This window comes from Thermostilla marina, from assembly GCF_054657455.1.
The window spans coordinates 3,421,386-3,435,265 of sequence record NZ_BAAHYR010000001.1 but is presented as its reverse complement, the minus strand read 5'-3'; the positions used below and the strand labels follow the sequence as shown (position 1 = coordinate 3,435,265).

7 protein-coding genes and 1 pseudogene are annotated in these 13,880 nt (G+C 58.7%); 6 read left to right on the top strand and 2 right to left on the bottom strand.

Annotated elements, in window-relative coordinates; translation table 11 throughout:
- Positions 1–427: 427 nt before the first annotated feature.
- Positions 428–2,488, top strand: a pseudogene (gene ftsH, locus ACYQ2I_RS12560) (ATP-dependent zinc metalloprotease FtsH); the annotation flags it as partial.
- Between the two features lie 188 nt (positions 2,489–2,676).
- Here ftsH and ACYQ2I_RS12555 read toward each other — a convergent pair.
- Positions 2,677–3,096: a response regulator gene (locus tag ACYQ2I_RS12555; RefSeq protein WP_460167364.1), complete on the bottom strand. Its 420-nt coding sequence runs from the start codon at positions 3,094–3,096 to the stop codon at positions 2,677–2,679.
- Between the two features lie 494 nt (positions 3,097–3,590).
- On the opposite strand from ACYQ2I_RS12555, the gene ACYQ2I_RS12550 reads away from it, so the two are divergent.
- The 3 genes from ACYQ2I_RS12550 (at position 3,591) to sdhB (ending at position 7,497) form a co-directional block, all read left to right on the top strand.
- Positions 3,591–4,475 carry a succinate dehydrogenase cytochrome b558 subunit gene (locus tag ACYQ2I_RS12550; protein ID WP_460167363.1) on the top strand — a complete coding sequence of 295 codons (885 nt, stop codon included), beginning with the start codon at positions 3,591–3,593 and terminating at the stop codon, positions 4,473–4,475.
- A 114-nt stretch (positions 4,476–4,589) separates the two neighbouring features.
- Complete coding sequence (gene sdhA / locus ACYQ2I_RS12545; RefSeq protein ID WP_460167362.1) at positions 4,590–6,560, top strand: succinate dehydrogenase flavoprotein subunit; 1,971 nt, start codon at positions 4,590–4,592, stop codon at positions 6,558–6,560.
- A gap of 79 nt (positions 6,561–6,639) precedes the next feature.
- The gene (sdhB, locus tag ACYQ2I_RS12540) at positions 6,640–7,497 is read left to right on the top strand and encodes a succinate dehydrogenase iron-sulfur subunit (RefSeq protein ID WP_460167361.1); all 858 of its coding nucleotides are present in this window, start codon (positions 6,640–6,642) and stop codon (positions 7,495–7,497) included.
- A gap of 45 nt (positions 7,498–7,542) precedes the next feature.
- Here sdhB and ACYQ2I_RS12535 read toward each other — a convergent pair whose 3' ends face one another.
- The gene (locus tag ACYQ2I_RS12535; RefSeq protein ID WP_460167360.1) at positions 7,543–8,367 is read right to left on the bottom strand and encodes a hypothetical protein; all 825 of its coding nucleotides are present in this window, start codon (positions 8,365–8,367) and stop codon (positions 7,543–7,545) included.
- Between the two features lie 772 nt (positions 8,368–9,139).
- On the opposite strand from ACYQ2I_RS12535, the gene ACYQ2I_RS12530 reads away from it, so the two are divergent.
- Positions 9,140–9,997: an inositol monophosphatase family protein gene (locus ACYQ2I_RS12530; RefSeq protein WP_460167359.1), complete on the top strand. Its 858-nt coding sequence runs from the start codon at positions 9,140–9,142 to the stop codon at positions 9,995–9,997.
- 641 nt (positions 9,998–10,638) lie between these two features.
- Positions 10,639–13,803: a hypothetical protein gene (locus tag ACYQ2I_RS12525; RefSeq protein WP_460167358.1), complete on the top strand. Its 3,165-nt coding sequence runs from the start codon at positions 10,639–10,641 to the stop codon at positions 13,801–13,803.
- Positions 13,804–13,880: the final 77 nt, after the last annotated feature.

The window sequence follows — 13,880 nt, the reverse complement described above, 5'->3', positions numbered from 1 at the left end:
CGCTTTGGTCCGAAAAATGGGACCGTCATGTGCTTATGGACTGTCGCCCCTTCGAGAAAACGGGATATCGGGGATGAGTTGGAAACCTGACGCCACGTCGGGCCGAGTGACGAAGAATGTTTCCTATTTAACTTCACAGGTTGCAAAATCGGCGAAGTCAAAGTCACAACCGCTTTGATTTTATTGGGTTACGAAAAAGAGAAAATATTATTGGACGACTAATGATTATCGCCTGAGCCGCGGCAGGGTACCGTGGGATGCGGGATGGACGGCCGTTTCGCTGCTCGGTGATTGCAGGCACAGGGGCAGTAAAGTGTTGCGACGTTGTCGTGCGCCGGATAGGGGCCATAATTGAGCTGAGATATCGTGTTTTGACGAGAGGGCGACGTTTGGTCGTCTGGGAATGCCGAACCATTGCGGAGATCGAATGAGTCCGTCCGACAATACGAAGCGTGGTCCCGATCGAGAACCTTCCCGCAAAGGAAAGGATCGTAATCGCGAACGCCGTCCGCCGCGAGGTCCGGGATTGCTATGGTACATGCTGGTCGGCTTGGCGATCAGCCTGCTGATCGCTAGCTTCGTGCGTGCCCCGACCTCCGACGAGATTCCGTACTCCGAGCTGGTGCGGCTGGTGAAGCAAGGGGCACCGGATCAGAATCCGGACGCGGCGATTGAGCTCGAACGCACCGAAATGAAAACCACGCTGCGGGTGCGGTACAGCAACTTGCGGGACATCGTCATTCGCCCCACCGAGATCGTCGGCAAGGTCGATCGGGAAATCCTTTCGCCGGAAGACCGCAAGAAAGGGCCGGAAACCGTATCGTTTCGGACGGCCCGGTTGGGCCTGAACAATGATGACAACGCCCTGTTGAACCTCTTCTTGGACAACGGTTTCACGAACGTTCGCGGCGGCGAACCGCCTTCGTTCTGGGAAGAATACGGCCCGCAATTGTTGCTGCTTGGGCTGTTCGTGGTGGTGTTGTTCTTCCTGTTGCGGCGTGTCGGCGGGCCGGGCTCGGCGATTGCCTTCGGACGAAGCCGGGGCCGAATGTACGCGCAAGAGGAGATCGGCGTCACCTTCGACGATGTTGCCGGTGTCGATGAGGCGGTCGAAGAAGTTCGTGAAATCGTCGAATTTTTGAAAAAGCCCGAAAAGTACCAAGCATTAGGGGGCAGAATCCCCAAGGGAGTGTTGCTGGTCGGCCCGCCGGGCACGGGCAAGACGCTTTTGGCCAAAGCCATCGCGGGAGAAGCCGGCGTGCCGTTTTTCAGCTTGTCCGGTTCCGACTTCGTGGAAATGTTCGTTGGTGTCGGGGCCGCCCGCGTGCGCGATATGTTCCAGCAGGCGCAGCAGCAGGCACCGTGCATCGTGTTCATCGACGAGTTGGACGCTTTGGGGAAAATGCGGGCACCGAGCGTCGTCAGTGGCCAAGACGAACGAGAACAGACGCTCAACGCCCTTTTGGTCGAGATGGACGGCTTTTCGAGCAACAGCGGCGTGATTGTCATCGCGGCCACCAACCGGCCCGAAACGCTCGACCCCGCCCTGTTGCGTCCCGGTCGCTTCGATCGACATATCTTGGTCGATCGACCGGATATCCGGGGAAGGGAAGCGATCCTCAAAGTGCATGCGAAGGACGTCAAGCTCGACCCGTCTGTCGATTTGGCGAAGGTGGCGGCGATGACGCCCGGTTTCGTGGGGGCCGACTTGAGCAACTTGATCAACGAGGCGGCATTGCTCGCAGCGCGAAACGACAAAGAAGCCGTCGGCATGGAGGAACTCACGGAGGCGATCGAGCGGGTCATCGCCGGCCTGGAAAAGCGAAAACGCGTCATCGGCGAAGAGGAAAAGCGGCGACTCGCATACCACGAAAGCGGTCACGCCCTGTTGGCGATGTGTCTGCCGAACACCGACCCCGTGCACAAGGTGTCGATCATCCCCCGCGGCTTGCAGGCGTTGGGCTATACGCTCCAACGCCCCGAGGGAGATCGCTATCTGTGGACGAAGGCAGAATTGGAAGCGAACATCAAGGTGCTTTTGGCCGGGACGGTCGCGGAGGAAATGAATTGCGACGACGTTTCTACGGGTGCGGCCAATGACCTGGATCGCGCTACCGAAATCGCCCGCCGAATGGTGACCGAATTCGGGATGAGCCGATTGGGACCGATCGTGTATCGCCGCGCTTCCGACACCGCAGACGGCTTCCCCGGTTTCCAAACCCCCCTCTTCAGCGAAACGACCGCCCGCGAAATCGACGAAGAGATCCGACGAATCATCCGCACGGCATTGGAGGAAGTACGGACGATCCTCAAGAAACGCGCTGCCACGCTGAAAGCGATTGCCGAGCGGTTGATCGAAAAAGAAGTGATCGATCAAGACGAACTACGGGAAATCATCGACGAGACGACGTCCGGACCGACGATTGCCCCCGGAACCGAGGCCGCCTCGCCTCGCCCCGGAGCATCGGGCGAACAGGAGACGCAGACCGATGCCGACCCCATGGCCGATGCACCCGAGAGTGAGGGGAACGAGCAAGAGGGGCGATCGGCGTCCGGCACATTTGATGACGGCGAAACCCGCCAAATCGGCGAGTAGCTTTCAGGCCCCGCAGACGTGAACACGCGCCTCCGGCAGGCACCGTCGAGGACTGCGAACGCGGGCCGGCAGAGAAAGGGTTACCGGTGTTCACCGGGCAGATCGTTGCCCGCGATGTCGGGCCACTGATAGCACATTTGCAAGGCGCGTTGCAGTGTCGCTTCGACCTGCCGGAAAGAAAAGGGCTTTGCCAAAATATCAAACGCGATTTGTCGTGCGCGTTCGATGATTTGCTCGTCGAGTTCCGCCGACATCAAAATGCACGGAAGAAGCGATTTGAGACGTTTGACCTCTTGAAGCGTCTCTAAGCCCGTCAACCTCGGCATGTGCATGTCGAGGAGGACGATGTGGACTGTCTCGCGTCGGACGATGTCGATCGCCTGTTCGCCGTCTTCGGCTGCGACGGTAGAATAGCCGCGCTCTTCGAGCAACGTTTTCAACGTTTCTCGAAGATTGGCGTCATCGTCGGTAATCAAGAGACGAGGTTGCGCGAGCTTCATCGTCCGAAAATGTCACGCCGAAAAAACTTAGTCGGAACGGTCCGCGAGTGAAGGCCCCAATCCTCGGCGGTGCAAACGACATGCCTTTCTCAATCCGCCAGGGGCCGTATGTTGCAAGTTTAGTTTACCGTCCTCATAGAAATCGTCGCAACATCAGATTTGGCAATCGGTTGGGAAAGATGCCGGAACGCGGCAGGGGCGGGATCAGACGATGGCGGTGTTCCCGCTGCGTGTTGATGACTGCGGGGAGGACTGTCAAAAAGGCAGCCCCTTGGCACGGCTCGGCCTGCATTGTGTGAACAATCAAGACAAAATAATGCCGTCTGAAGGGGGCTGGACATTTTTGACAGCTTGCGGTGACAACAAAAGAATGGCTATACTTCGCTATGCTCACCGGCGGTGACATCTGGCTGTGGGTGAGAAGCCGATGTCTCTGATGATGCATTGTTGTTCCCGGCTCCCTTTCTCGGGGGGCGGCTCGTTGGAATGAGGCTATGGCACAGCACGTCGATTTAGCGTCGCTTTTCGGGCGTCATGAATTCTTTTTTCGTCGCTGGCATTCCTTTACGGGAGTGATCCCCGTCGGAGGATTCCTGGTCTTCCACCTTGCGACGAATGCGTCGATTGCCGACGGCGTCGAGATTTTTCAGTTTCGGGTCGGTATGATCCACCGGCTCGGCCCGACCACGATCATGCTGCTGGAATGGCCGTTCATCTTTTTGCCGATCATCTTTCACGCGGTGGTCGGCATGATGATCGTCTCTCGCGGGAAGCGAAACCTTAGCCGGTATCCTTACATGGGAAATTGGCGCTACTCCCTGCAGCGGTGGACCGGCGTGATCGCCTTCTTCTTCATTTTTTGGCACGTCTTTCACATGCACGGTTGGTTCAAATTCGAATGGTGGCTGAAGCATGTGGCCGAGCCGTTGGGCGGGCATCGCTTCGATCCCGCCGACGCGTATACGGCAGCGCAGGCGATTCAATCATCGATCATCGTGCAGGCGATCTACGTGATAGGCGTGGCGAGCTGCGTTTATCACTTCGTCAACGGATTGTGGACGTTTGGAATCACCTGGGGAATTTGGACCGGTCCGCGGGCGCAACGCGCGGCGAACATTCCGGTCGGAATCATCGGCGTTGCGATGGCGGCGATCGGGATCGCTGCTTTGGTGGGGATGTTCGTTGCGGAGCCGCCCAGTCGCTCGCCGGCCGCGCAGGAACAGGTCGGCGACGAACTATTTCCTCCACTGGGTGCGGCTCCGGCGCCGACCGGTGACACATCATTTGCGATGGGTGAACACGAACCGGGCAGTGATCTTGAAGGCCGGGCAGCGGCAATTCATGAGAATAACGCCCGCGACGCGGCCCGCTTGCGCTGAAGAGACGGCTTCTCTCATCCGGGAATTGCTCCCGGGAGCAGATTCAATAACACGATTTCTTGACGGTAGCAAACAGAAAAACAACGCGACACGAAACGGTCGGAAGGCACGAGCATGGCGAAGCATCGCGTGATTGTCGTCGGCGGCGGATTGGCCGGGCTCTCGGCCACGATGAAGCTGGCCGAGTTGGGATTGGAGGTTTACCTGTTCAGTCTCACTCCGGTCAAACGCTCGCACAGTTGTTGCGCACAAGGCGGAATCAATGCGGTCAACAGCTTGACACGGCAGCTCGGCGATTCGGAATACAAGCATTTCGACGATACCGTCTACGGCGGCGACTTCCTGCAGCATCAACCGCCCGTCAAAGAAATGGCCGAATGGGCCCCCCGAATCATCGATCTCATGGACCGCCTCGGGGTCACGTTCAACCGCACCGCGGAAGGGTTTCGGGATCAACGGCGATTCGGTGGAACCTTGTATCCGCGGACGGCTTTCGCGGGAGCGACGACGGGCCAGCAACTGTTGTATGCGCTCGACGAGCAGGTGCGACGTTGGGAGGTCGGCGGGCTGGTCAAGAAATTCGAGTTCTGGGATTACTTGGCGCCGATTCTGGACGATCGCGGTGAATGTTGCGGGATCGTAGCCCAAGATCTCGTCAGTATGGAGATTCGCGCCTTTCCGGCGGATGTCGTCGTTATCGCTTCGGGAGGGTGCGGATTGGTCTACGGTCGTTCGACCATGTCGATGGCGTGCACCGGCAGCGCCGCCAGTCGGACGTTTCAGGCCGGCGCGAAGTACGGGAACGGTGAGTTCATCCAGGTACACCCCACGGCGGTACCGGGGGCCGACAAGCTGCGATTGATGAGCGAATCGGCCCGCGGCGAAGGCGGCCGCGTGTGGGTGCCTCGCAAGCCGCAAGATCCTCGGCATCCGCGGGATATCCCGGAAAGCGACCGGTACTACTTCTTGGAAGAGCGGTATCCGAAGTACGGAAATCTCGTTCCTCGCGACATTGCGACCCGCGAGATTTTCAATGTGTGCACGAAAGAAGGTCTCAGTGTCGAAAAAGACCGGATGTGCGTGTATCTCGATGTGTCGCACATTCCGCGTGATGTGTTGGATCGGAAGCTGGGCGGAATCCTGGAAATCTACGAGAAGTTTCAAGGCGTCGATCCCCGGGATGAACCGATGAAGATCTTCCCGGCCGTACATTATTCGATGGGCGGGCTGTGGACGGATTACCAGCGGACGGCCGAGGGAGGGCTTGAAATCGGGTCACCGCGCAATCAGCAGACGAGCATTCCACGACTGTACGCGATTGGTGAATGCGATTACCACTATCACGGGGCGAATCGTTTGGGGGCGAATTCGCTTCTGTCGTGTATTTTCTCCGGGTTGATGGTCTCGCCGAGTATCGGCGTGTTGCTCGAAAATCTCGAAAACGGTGATCATCGGGACGTGCCTTCATCGCTGTACGAAACTGCTCAAAAAGAACATCAGCAGCGGTTCGATGAGATGTTGGCACGCGGGGGAGAAGGCGAGAATCCGTACCAGGTGCACCGCGAGCTGGGCGAAGTCATGACGCGGGCGGCGACCGTGGTGCGTCACAACGAGGAACTGGATGCGGCCTACGCGACGGTCTGCGAGTTGGAAGAGCGTGCCCGCCGGGCAGGAATCTCCGACACGTCGACGTGGACGAACCAGAATGTGGTGTTCGCCAGGGCTTTGGTCGACATGTTCCCTTTGGCCAAGGTGATTCTCAAAGGCGCACGATTGCGGGATGAATGCCGTGGGGCTCATTACAAGCCCGAATTCGCGATGCCTGAGATTCACACCGACGATCCGGTCGAGGCCCGCCGTCAAGCCGAGGCGTGGTGTGATCGCTTCGAAGAGAACAACCGCCGCTGGCTCAAGTCGACCATCGCCGTGCTGAATGATGACGGCGAACCCGAGATCTCGTACGAAGAGGTCGATACCTCGCTGATACCGCCCCGACCGCGATTGTACGGCCTGGTCGGTGCCGAAGTTATCGAGGAAGTGTGGAAAGAACGCCAGACCGCACGCGAAAGCAAGGAAAAGCAGTAGCAAGTTGCGGCGGATTCCGGATGAGATCCACCGCCTTTGTTAGGAAAACGATTCGATCCTTGATGCGGGTTGTTTGAGCATGTCTACCGAAAAGCAATCGCCGTCACTCGGTTCGATGCCTAAGGATTTCATTGTTGAGGTCCGACGGCAGGACGGTCCTCAGCAAAGCGGCTACCGGCAACGCTTTCGTGTTCCCTACGAACGCGACATGAACGTGATCAGCGTTCTTCAAAAGATTGCCGCGATGGGACGCGACATCGACGGCAAGCCGACGGCACCGGTTGCGTGGGAGTGCAATTGCCTCGAGGAGATTTGCGGGGCATGCACCATGCTCATCAACGGACGCGTTCGCCAAGCCTGTACTGCCCTGGTGGATCAGTTGCTGGCCGAGGGCGAGGTGATCCGTTTGGAGCCGATGTCGAAATTCCCGGTCATCCGCGATCTCGTGGTTGATCGCTCGCGGATTTTCGGCATGCTCAAGCGGATTCAAGGATGGGTTCCGGTGGACAGTTATCTCGACATGGGCCCGGGACCCCGACAGCCGCAAGAACAGCAAGAACTCGCGTACATGTTGAGCAAATGCATGAGCTGCGGTTGTTGCATGGAGGCTTGTCCTCAATTCTTGAAAATCGAGTTGATTCGACAGCCGGGCGAATCGGAAGACGACTTCCGTCGTCGCGAGGCCGATGTGTGCAGTCGTGCCTTCATCGGAGCCGCCGGTGTGGCCCAGATCGACTTGTTCAACACGAATCCGATCGGGGCAATGAACAAGCGAGGACGCCTCGATGTCTTGATCGGCGAGGGAGGAATTCAGAACTGCGGCAACGCCCAAAATTGCGTAAAGGTATGTCCGAAAGAGATTCCGCTAACCCACTCGATCGGGCGTATGGGGCGAGCGGCAACGGTTCACATGTTGCGCAACTGGTTTGATCGTTGAGTCGGCATGTGACCGACGCCGGGGCAGCCGATCACTCGACCGGAATCAACTTTCGACTTCCAATTGCGGCTCTTCGTTGAGGGAGACGCCCCTTTCTGTCAGTCGTTTTCGCAGGTCGTCGACCGCCGCGGGATGGAGTGATTCACGAGGGCCGATTACCGCGGCGACTGCGGCTCGTAGAATTACCCCGCGCTCTACCGGTTCCGAGAAAACCGTTTGCGAAAGCTGAAAACGCCACGTTTCCGGTTGGTCGTCCGAGACGGGGCCGCCGGTCAATTCTGTAGGGATTTCCTGTGTTCCCACGTGTCCCAGCAGCACAGCATCGGTACCGTCGTGCAGATCGAACAAGAGAAAGTGGGGCGGAGGAAGCACAATCGTAGGGCATGTTCCGTCGTCTTTCGGTTGGGGGAGGCGGCAAACGGCGAGGACGGCCTCTTGCATTCCGGTGGGCTGATGAAAACTTGCAGCCGCGCAAACGGTACTGCGTAGATCGACACGACCGGCACATGTGGGAGCATCGGTCGTGTACGAGACCATCGTCAGGCATACGAATGCCTCGTTGGGCAAGTTCCAGCCGGTCGGTCGTGTGACACGGCACGCGTATTCGATTCGTCCCGGCCACGCAGGCGACGCCGACTCGTAAGCGGCGACCAGGCTCGTCCCCCTCGAATACGCATCGGTCAGTGAAAGCTCCGTCGGTGAGTGCAGACTGTGCAGACACATGTTCGCTGCCGACGTCTCGATCGGCTTGCCGACGTGAGACACCAGCAAGCCCCGTTCCGGGTGCCGTAAGTCGGCGATAACCCGATGGATCCCTTGCTCGAGCGTAAATCGATCGTCGGCACTGCCGGTCCAGACGTGATCGTCCATCGAAGACTCCCCAAATCCGCCGAATTAGTTCCCGAACAGAGGTCGACGTGCCGATGTGACGTTGCCTTGCGCCGATCGCTCGATTCTGAACAACCGCCGCAATCGTCTCGACTTTTCGCCGTCGGCAAGCCGATTGCTCAAGCAATTCTGGGCATTGCCGAGTCAACAAGCAAGATGGGGCGTTTTTACGCTGACGGCGGCCGTCGAAAATTTGTCACCGTCGGCCGCCGAATCGCAGAGAATGCTCGGAATGGTCGACGAAAAAACCCCGCCGCTCGCAGGCTGGGCGAAACGGCGGGGCCGGAACAGAGAAGAGGCCGAATCTTCGGGTAACAAAATCATGAACAATAACGTTGCCTCCGACTGAGTCGGAAGGCCAGCCACCTCCTCATTTATTCGATGATATCAGGCGAGCGGCATTTGTCCAGACTTTTGTCCGTAATTGCCCCCGATTTGGTGGGGCCGCCGGGGATTGCGCGGAAGAGGCGTGCACCTTGGGCAGTGACAGGAGAAGTGATGCGCCTCGTCGCCTAAGCCTGAGCGGGTATAATCAAAGATTCCCCTATCGCAGTACCGGGTTCTGGGAGGCGGTAGCCGGCCTTCACGGCGCGAAAGATCAATCGACGAATGCGATTTGATTCGTTTCGGTTTTTATTGTCGATTGTCGACAAAGCAGGCGAGCCGACGTGCGGGGTGACCATCGGCTGAAGAAAAAACGGGCCACCGACGTCAAGAGAATGAACAATCGATTTTGCGAGAGCGAGCACGTTCGATGATGACACAGAAGGAACACGTCGACGCCGACGATATTCAGACATTCATGGAGGTCTGTGAGAGAGCCCTTTGGGCTGGAGGCGCCGTGCTTCGGGAACGCTTAGGGAAGGCGGCGGTTTCTGAAAAAGGGACGGCCGATCTCGTGACCGAGGCAGACTATCGTTCGCAAGCGGCTGTTTTTGCCACCTTGCATTCGGCTTTTCCGGATCATGACGTTGTCGGTGAAGAGTCGGCGTCGGGCGTCGACGCAGGGGAGTATGCCGGAGATCGGCCCTTGGGAAAAGAGACGGGAAGTGAGTTTCGATGGATCGTCGATCCGTTGGACGGGACGACGAACTTCGTCCACCAGGTTCCTTTCTTCAGTGTTGCATTGGCTCTCGAACGGCACGGCAAACTGCTCGTATCCGGTGTCTACGATCCGATGGCCGACGAATGTTTTCTGGCCGGGCGCGGTCGAGGAGCGTTCTTGAACGGTAAGCCGATTCACACCAGCGGCGTGACGTCGTTGCGCAACGCCTTGGCGGCGCTCGGTTTGCCGGCCGTCGCGTATCCCGATTCTCCCGATTTGAAAATCTTTTGTGTGGCGGCTTCACGTTGTCAGGCCCTGCGTCGAACCGGCTCGGCTGCGCTCAATCTGGCGTATACCGCTGCGGGGCGATTCGACGTGTCGTGGGCCATGTCGACGAAAATCTGGGATATTGCCGCCGGTGTCTTGTTGATTCAAGAGGCCGGAGGAGTGGTCACCGGGCCTGACGGCGAGACAATCGATATCGCTCAAGGGGGATACTTGGCTGCCGCGAACCCCGAGCTGATGGGCCATTTGCAGCAGCTTGTTCGCGACGCGCTGGCTTGCTGATGCGAGCGATGTCATTCAGCCGGCGGCTTCACACACGAGAAGCGTCGCCTGTAGAAGTAAGTTGGGGGCAGCCCGTACGATAACAGGGTGAACACCTCGCCGAACATTCCTCTTTTGCCCAACCTTTTTGGCCTACCGACACGAACGGAAGCGCACCGAGAAAGACACGCACAATCGGCGAAACCGCTACAAAGCGCCTTCCTTGGGGCTGCAATTGCCGTGGAACACGTCCTTTTCGAGGTCTGAGAGGGGTTGCTGCTTTGTGCGGACCGGTCGTCCGGGTAAAATGGTAACGATGTGTGTCTTCTCATCGTTGCGCCGTTTTCAAACACGCGGCAGTTTGGCCATTTTAACACCCCCGATCTGGCGATTGTGGGACCTTCTGGTTGGTTGATTTTCTGATGGTCGCTTCGCCTATTGCTGCACATTTCCGGCGAGTGTGCCTTGTTTTGGCATTCGTTGCCGTTGCTTTCTCGGTGTATCCGGGAGTGCGCGCGGAACAGGCGGCAGACCAACTTCCTGTGCGAACTTTGGCACAAGACGAGCCCGCGTCACCGGCAGAAGAAGCGGAATCAGTCGAAGAGTCCGTCCCGGAGGCAGCTTTTCCGGTAGTCGCAGAGGCTAAACCTGATCTTCTCTATGTGCTCGACAAAGATGGTTCGCTCAAGCTGTTGCTTGGGTGGACGATGGAGCAGCTCGAAGAATTGGTCAAATTGAAAAATGGCGTGGAAGCCGCCGATCGGCCGCCGCCGTACGCAATCGAATCCGTGGACATCGACGGCCGAGTGATCGACGACCGAGCCGAGTTGACGATTGCGATTGAGTTTCGAGTAACCGACAGCCCCGCGGTACGGATTCCGCTGCGTTTGGATCAGATTGTCGTTCGACAAGAACCGGAGTCGTCGGGCCCCGGGGAGGTGTTACTGTTGCCGGATGCGGCAGGGACGGGCTACGTCCTTTATTACCGCAATGACGGGGCGAACGGGGACGACGAAGACGACGCGGGAAGTCGGCACACATTGCGCATCGAGGCGTGGGCGCGTGTTGTGCGGGTGGGAGACGAGAATCGTCTGCGATTGAGTGTGCCCAACGCGACGACCAGCACGTTGCATTTGACCGTCCCTGAACGCGACGCAACCGGCACGGTGACGCAAGGATCGTCGATGGTGCGATCGACGACCGGCGAGGAAGGGACGACGTTCGAAGTGGCCGGTGTGGGAGAAGGCTTCGAGCTGGTATGGCGGGCGCCGAAGCAAGAATCCGCAAGTACTCGTCCGGTGCTCGATGCGACGGCCGAGACGGTGGTTAAAGTCGGCTCGACAGCCGTTGATTATGAAACACGCTTGATTGCCCGCAGCTACGGAGGGCCTTTCGATCGTTTTCGAGTTCGGTTACCCGAACAAGCGGACCTGATCCCGATTACCTCGACGCAGTACGATTTGGAGGTCGTATCGGAAAAATCCGGCTCGGACAAAGACGTTTCGACGCCGGAACGACGCGTTGTCGAAGTCCGCCTGCCGGAGCCGACGCTCGGGCCGGTGGAAGTGCGGCTGGCGGCGCGACGCACGGAATCGTTGATGGAGACGGGCGGGTGGATCGAACTGGCCGGATTCGAAGTTCCCGAAGCGATACGCCAGTCCGGATTCGTCGGCGTTATGGTCGTCGGTGATCGGCTGCTGGTTTGGGGGCCGAGTCAAGGTGTGCGTCAGGTCGAAGAACTACCGAATTGGCAGCAGGAAGAGGAACTCGTCGCCGGGTTCGAGTATTTTGGTCAACCGTATTCTTTGACGGCTCGCGTGTTGCCACGGGCGACACGCATTACGGTGACTCCCGATTACCGGCTCGACGTATCTGCCGACCAGTCCACGTTGAGCGGCACGTTGAAGTTGGACGTTCGAGGCGCCCCGGCCACGTCGATCGAGATCGAGATCGGAGACTGGGTGCTGGATGACTTGGGGCCCATCAATTTGGTGGCGGCAGAAGGCGTGCAGGCCGACGGCGGCGGTGTGGTCACTGTGCCCTTGCTGGAACGAGCAAGCGGGGAACTGGAACTTAGCATCCGAGCCCATCGCGAACACAGCAGCGGCGAGTTGACGGTAGCTTTGCCGCAGCTTCGGGATGCGGCGGTCAACGATGGACGCTTGTCGGTCGTGCCTGCGGACAATATCGAATTGACTCCCGATCCGGACAAGGTGAAAGGATTGGTTCGTTTGTCCGGAATCGCGGCATGGAATGCGTCCCAAGGCAAACCGGCGGGATTGACGTATCGGTTGGAAGGTCCGCAAGCGGTTTTCGCGGCGAATATCGTGGTCCATCGCCAGAAAATCGTCACGGAAGTGGCCGCCGAGGTCGATTTGTCGCACGATAAGGCCTTGGTCGAGGAGCGTATTCGGTACGACATTGCTTACGTTCCGCGTGACAAAGCACTGGCTGTGGAGTTGCCCGAGGCTTTGGCCGCATCACGGGACCTTGCCGTTTCTATCAACGGAGAGGCGGTCAGCTTATTGCGGGACGCTGCGGACGAACCGTCGGCAAGGGCCGGTTGGGTGGTGCGGCGGATTCCACTGTCGCAGCCCTTGCTGGGCCGTATGGAAGTAGTTTTTCGCTATCCTTTGGCCCCACCCGAAACATCTCGCCGTGCATCCGCGCCGTGGACGATCGACCTTGTGCGTCCGCTGGACGGGACACCGGCCGGTCAAACGTTGACGATCACCTCGCCTGCCGGAATAGACATTCCGGCTTGCGAAGTACCTTGGGAAGTCACCTTGCCGTCGAAGGTCGGCGCCGACGGAATCTGTACGACGACCTTGACGACGTTGGAATCGGTCGCATCGGCCAAGGTTTCGGTTCGGTTGTGGGATGCCGCCGGCGTCGATTCGGTCATCGTCGATCGGGCCTTGATCGAAACGTGGATGGATCGGTCGGTGCGGCAGGACCGTGTCGTGTACCGGATAACGACACGTCAGGCGAGCTTGGAAGTCCGCTTGCCTTCCGAGGCCTCACTGGAAACGGCCCAAGTTTTCCTGGACGGCCGACCGGTGCAGGTTGAAGCTTCCGTAGGCGGATTGTTGATGGTGCCGTTGCACGCAGCGCGACACGCCGAAAACGGTGAACCCCGCTCGTACTTGCTGGAAATTTGGTATTCGGGACCGCGGCCTGCATCGCGCTGGGGACGATCACGGTTGGCGCTGCCTCAGATCGGACCGAATGCCTACGTGCGACGTGTCTATTGGCGGATTGCCATTCCCGGCGATGAGCACATCATTACGAACTTCGGAACGATGACGCCCGAATATCGTTGGGGATGGGCACGCGGCTATTGGGGCCGCATTCCTACGTTGACGGAACAGGAACTTGCCGATTGGATCGGCTGTGCGGCCGTCGGTACGCCGGGTGACCGCGAGGCCAGCCGCTACCTGTTCGGCGGATTGCAGCAACCGGCGGGTATGGACGTCTGGATCCTGAGACGGACGTGGATTGTTGGTGGTGCCTCTCTCGTCGTGTTGTTACTCGGATTGACGTTGATCTACGTGCCGATGATGCGCCGTCCCGCAACATTGATGGTATTGGCGACTGCCTGTGGGGCATTAGTTTTCCTTTCGCCGGCGATGGCGTTTTTGACGTCGCAAGCGGGAAGCCTAGGAGCGGGAATGGTATTGTTGGGCTTTCTGCTGAGGAGGGGTCTGACGCGACGGACACGCGTGTACATGGTTCCCGACACAACGGCCGTCGTCGAACGAGGGTCGACAGAAACGATGATCGGAGCGGGACCGCCGATCGACTTGACGATGACATCTTCGCGATAAGCATCGAATGAGTATTGCATACTAAATGAGGCTGTACGCGGCTTGGAAATCGAGGCGAGTGTGTTGTACGGTCCTGC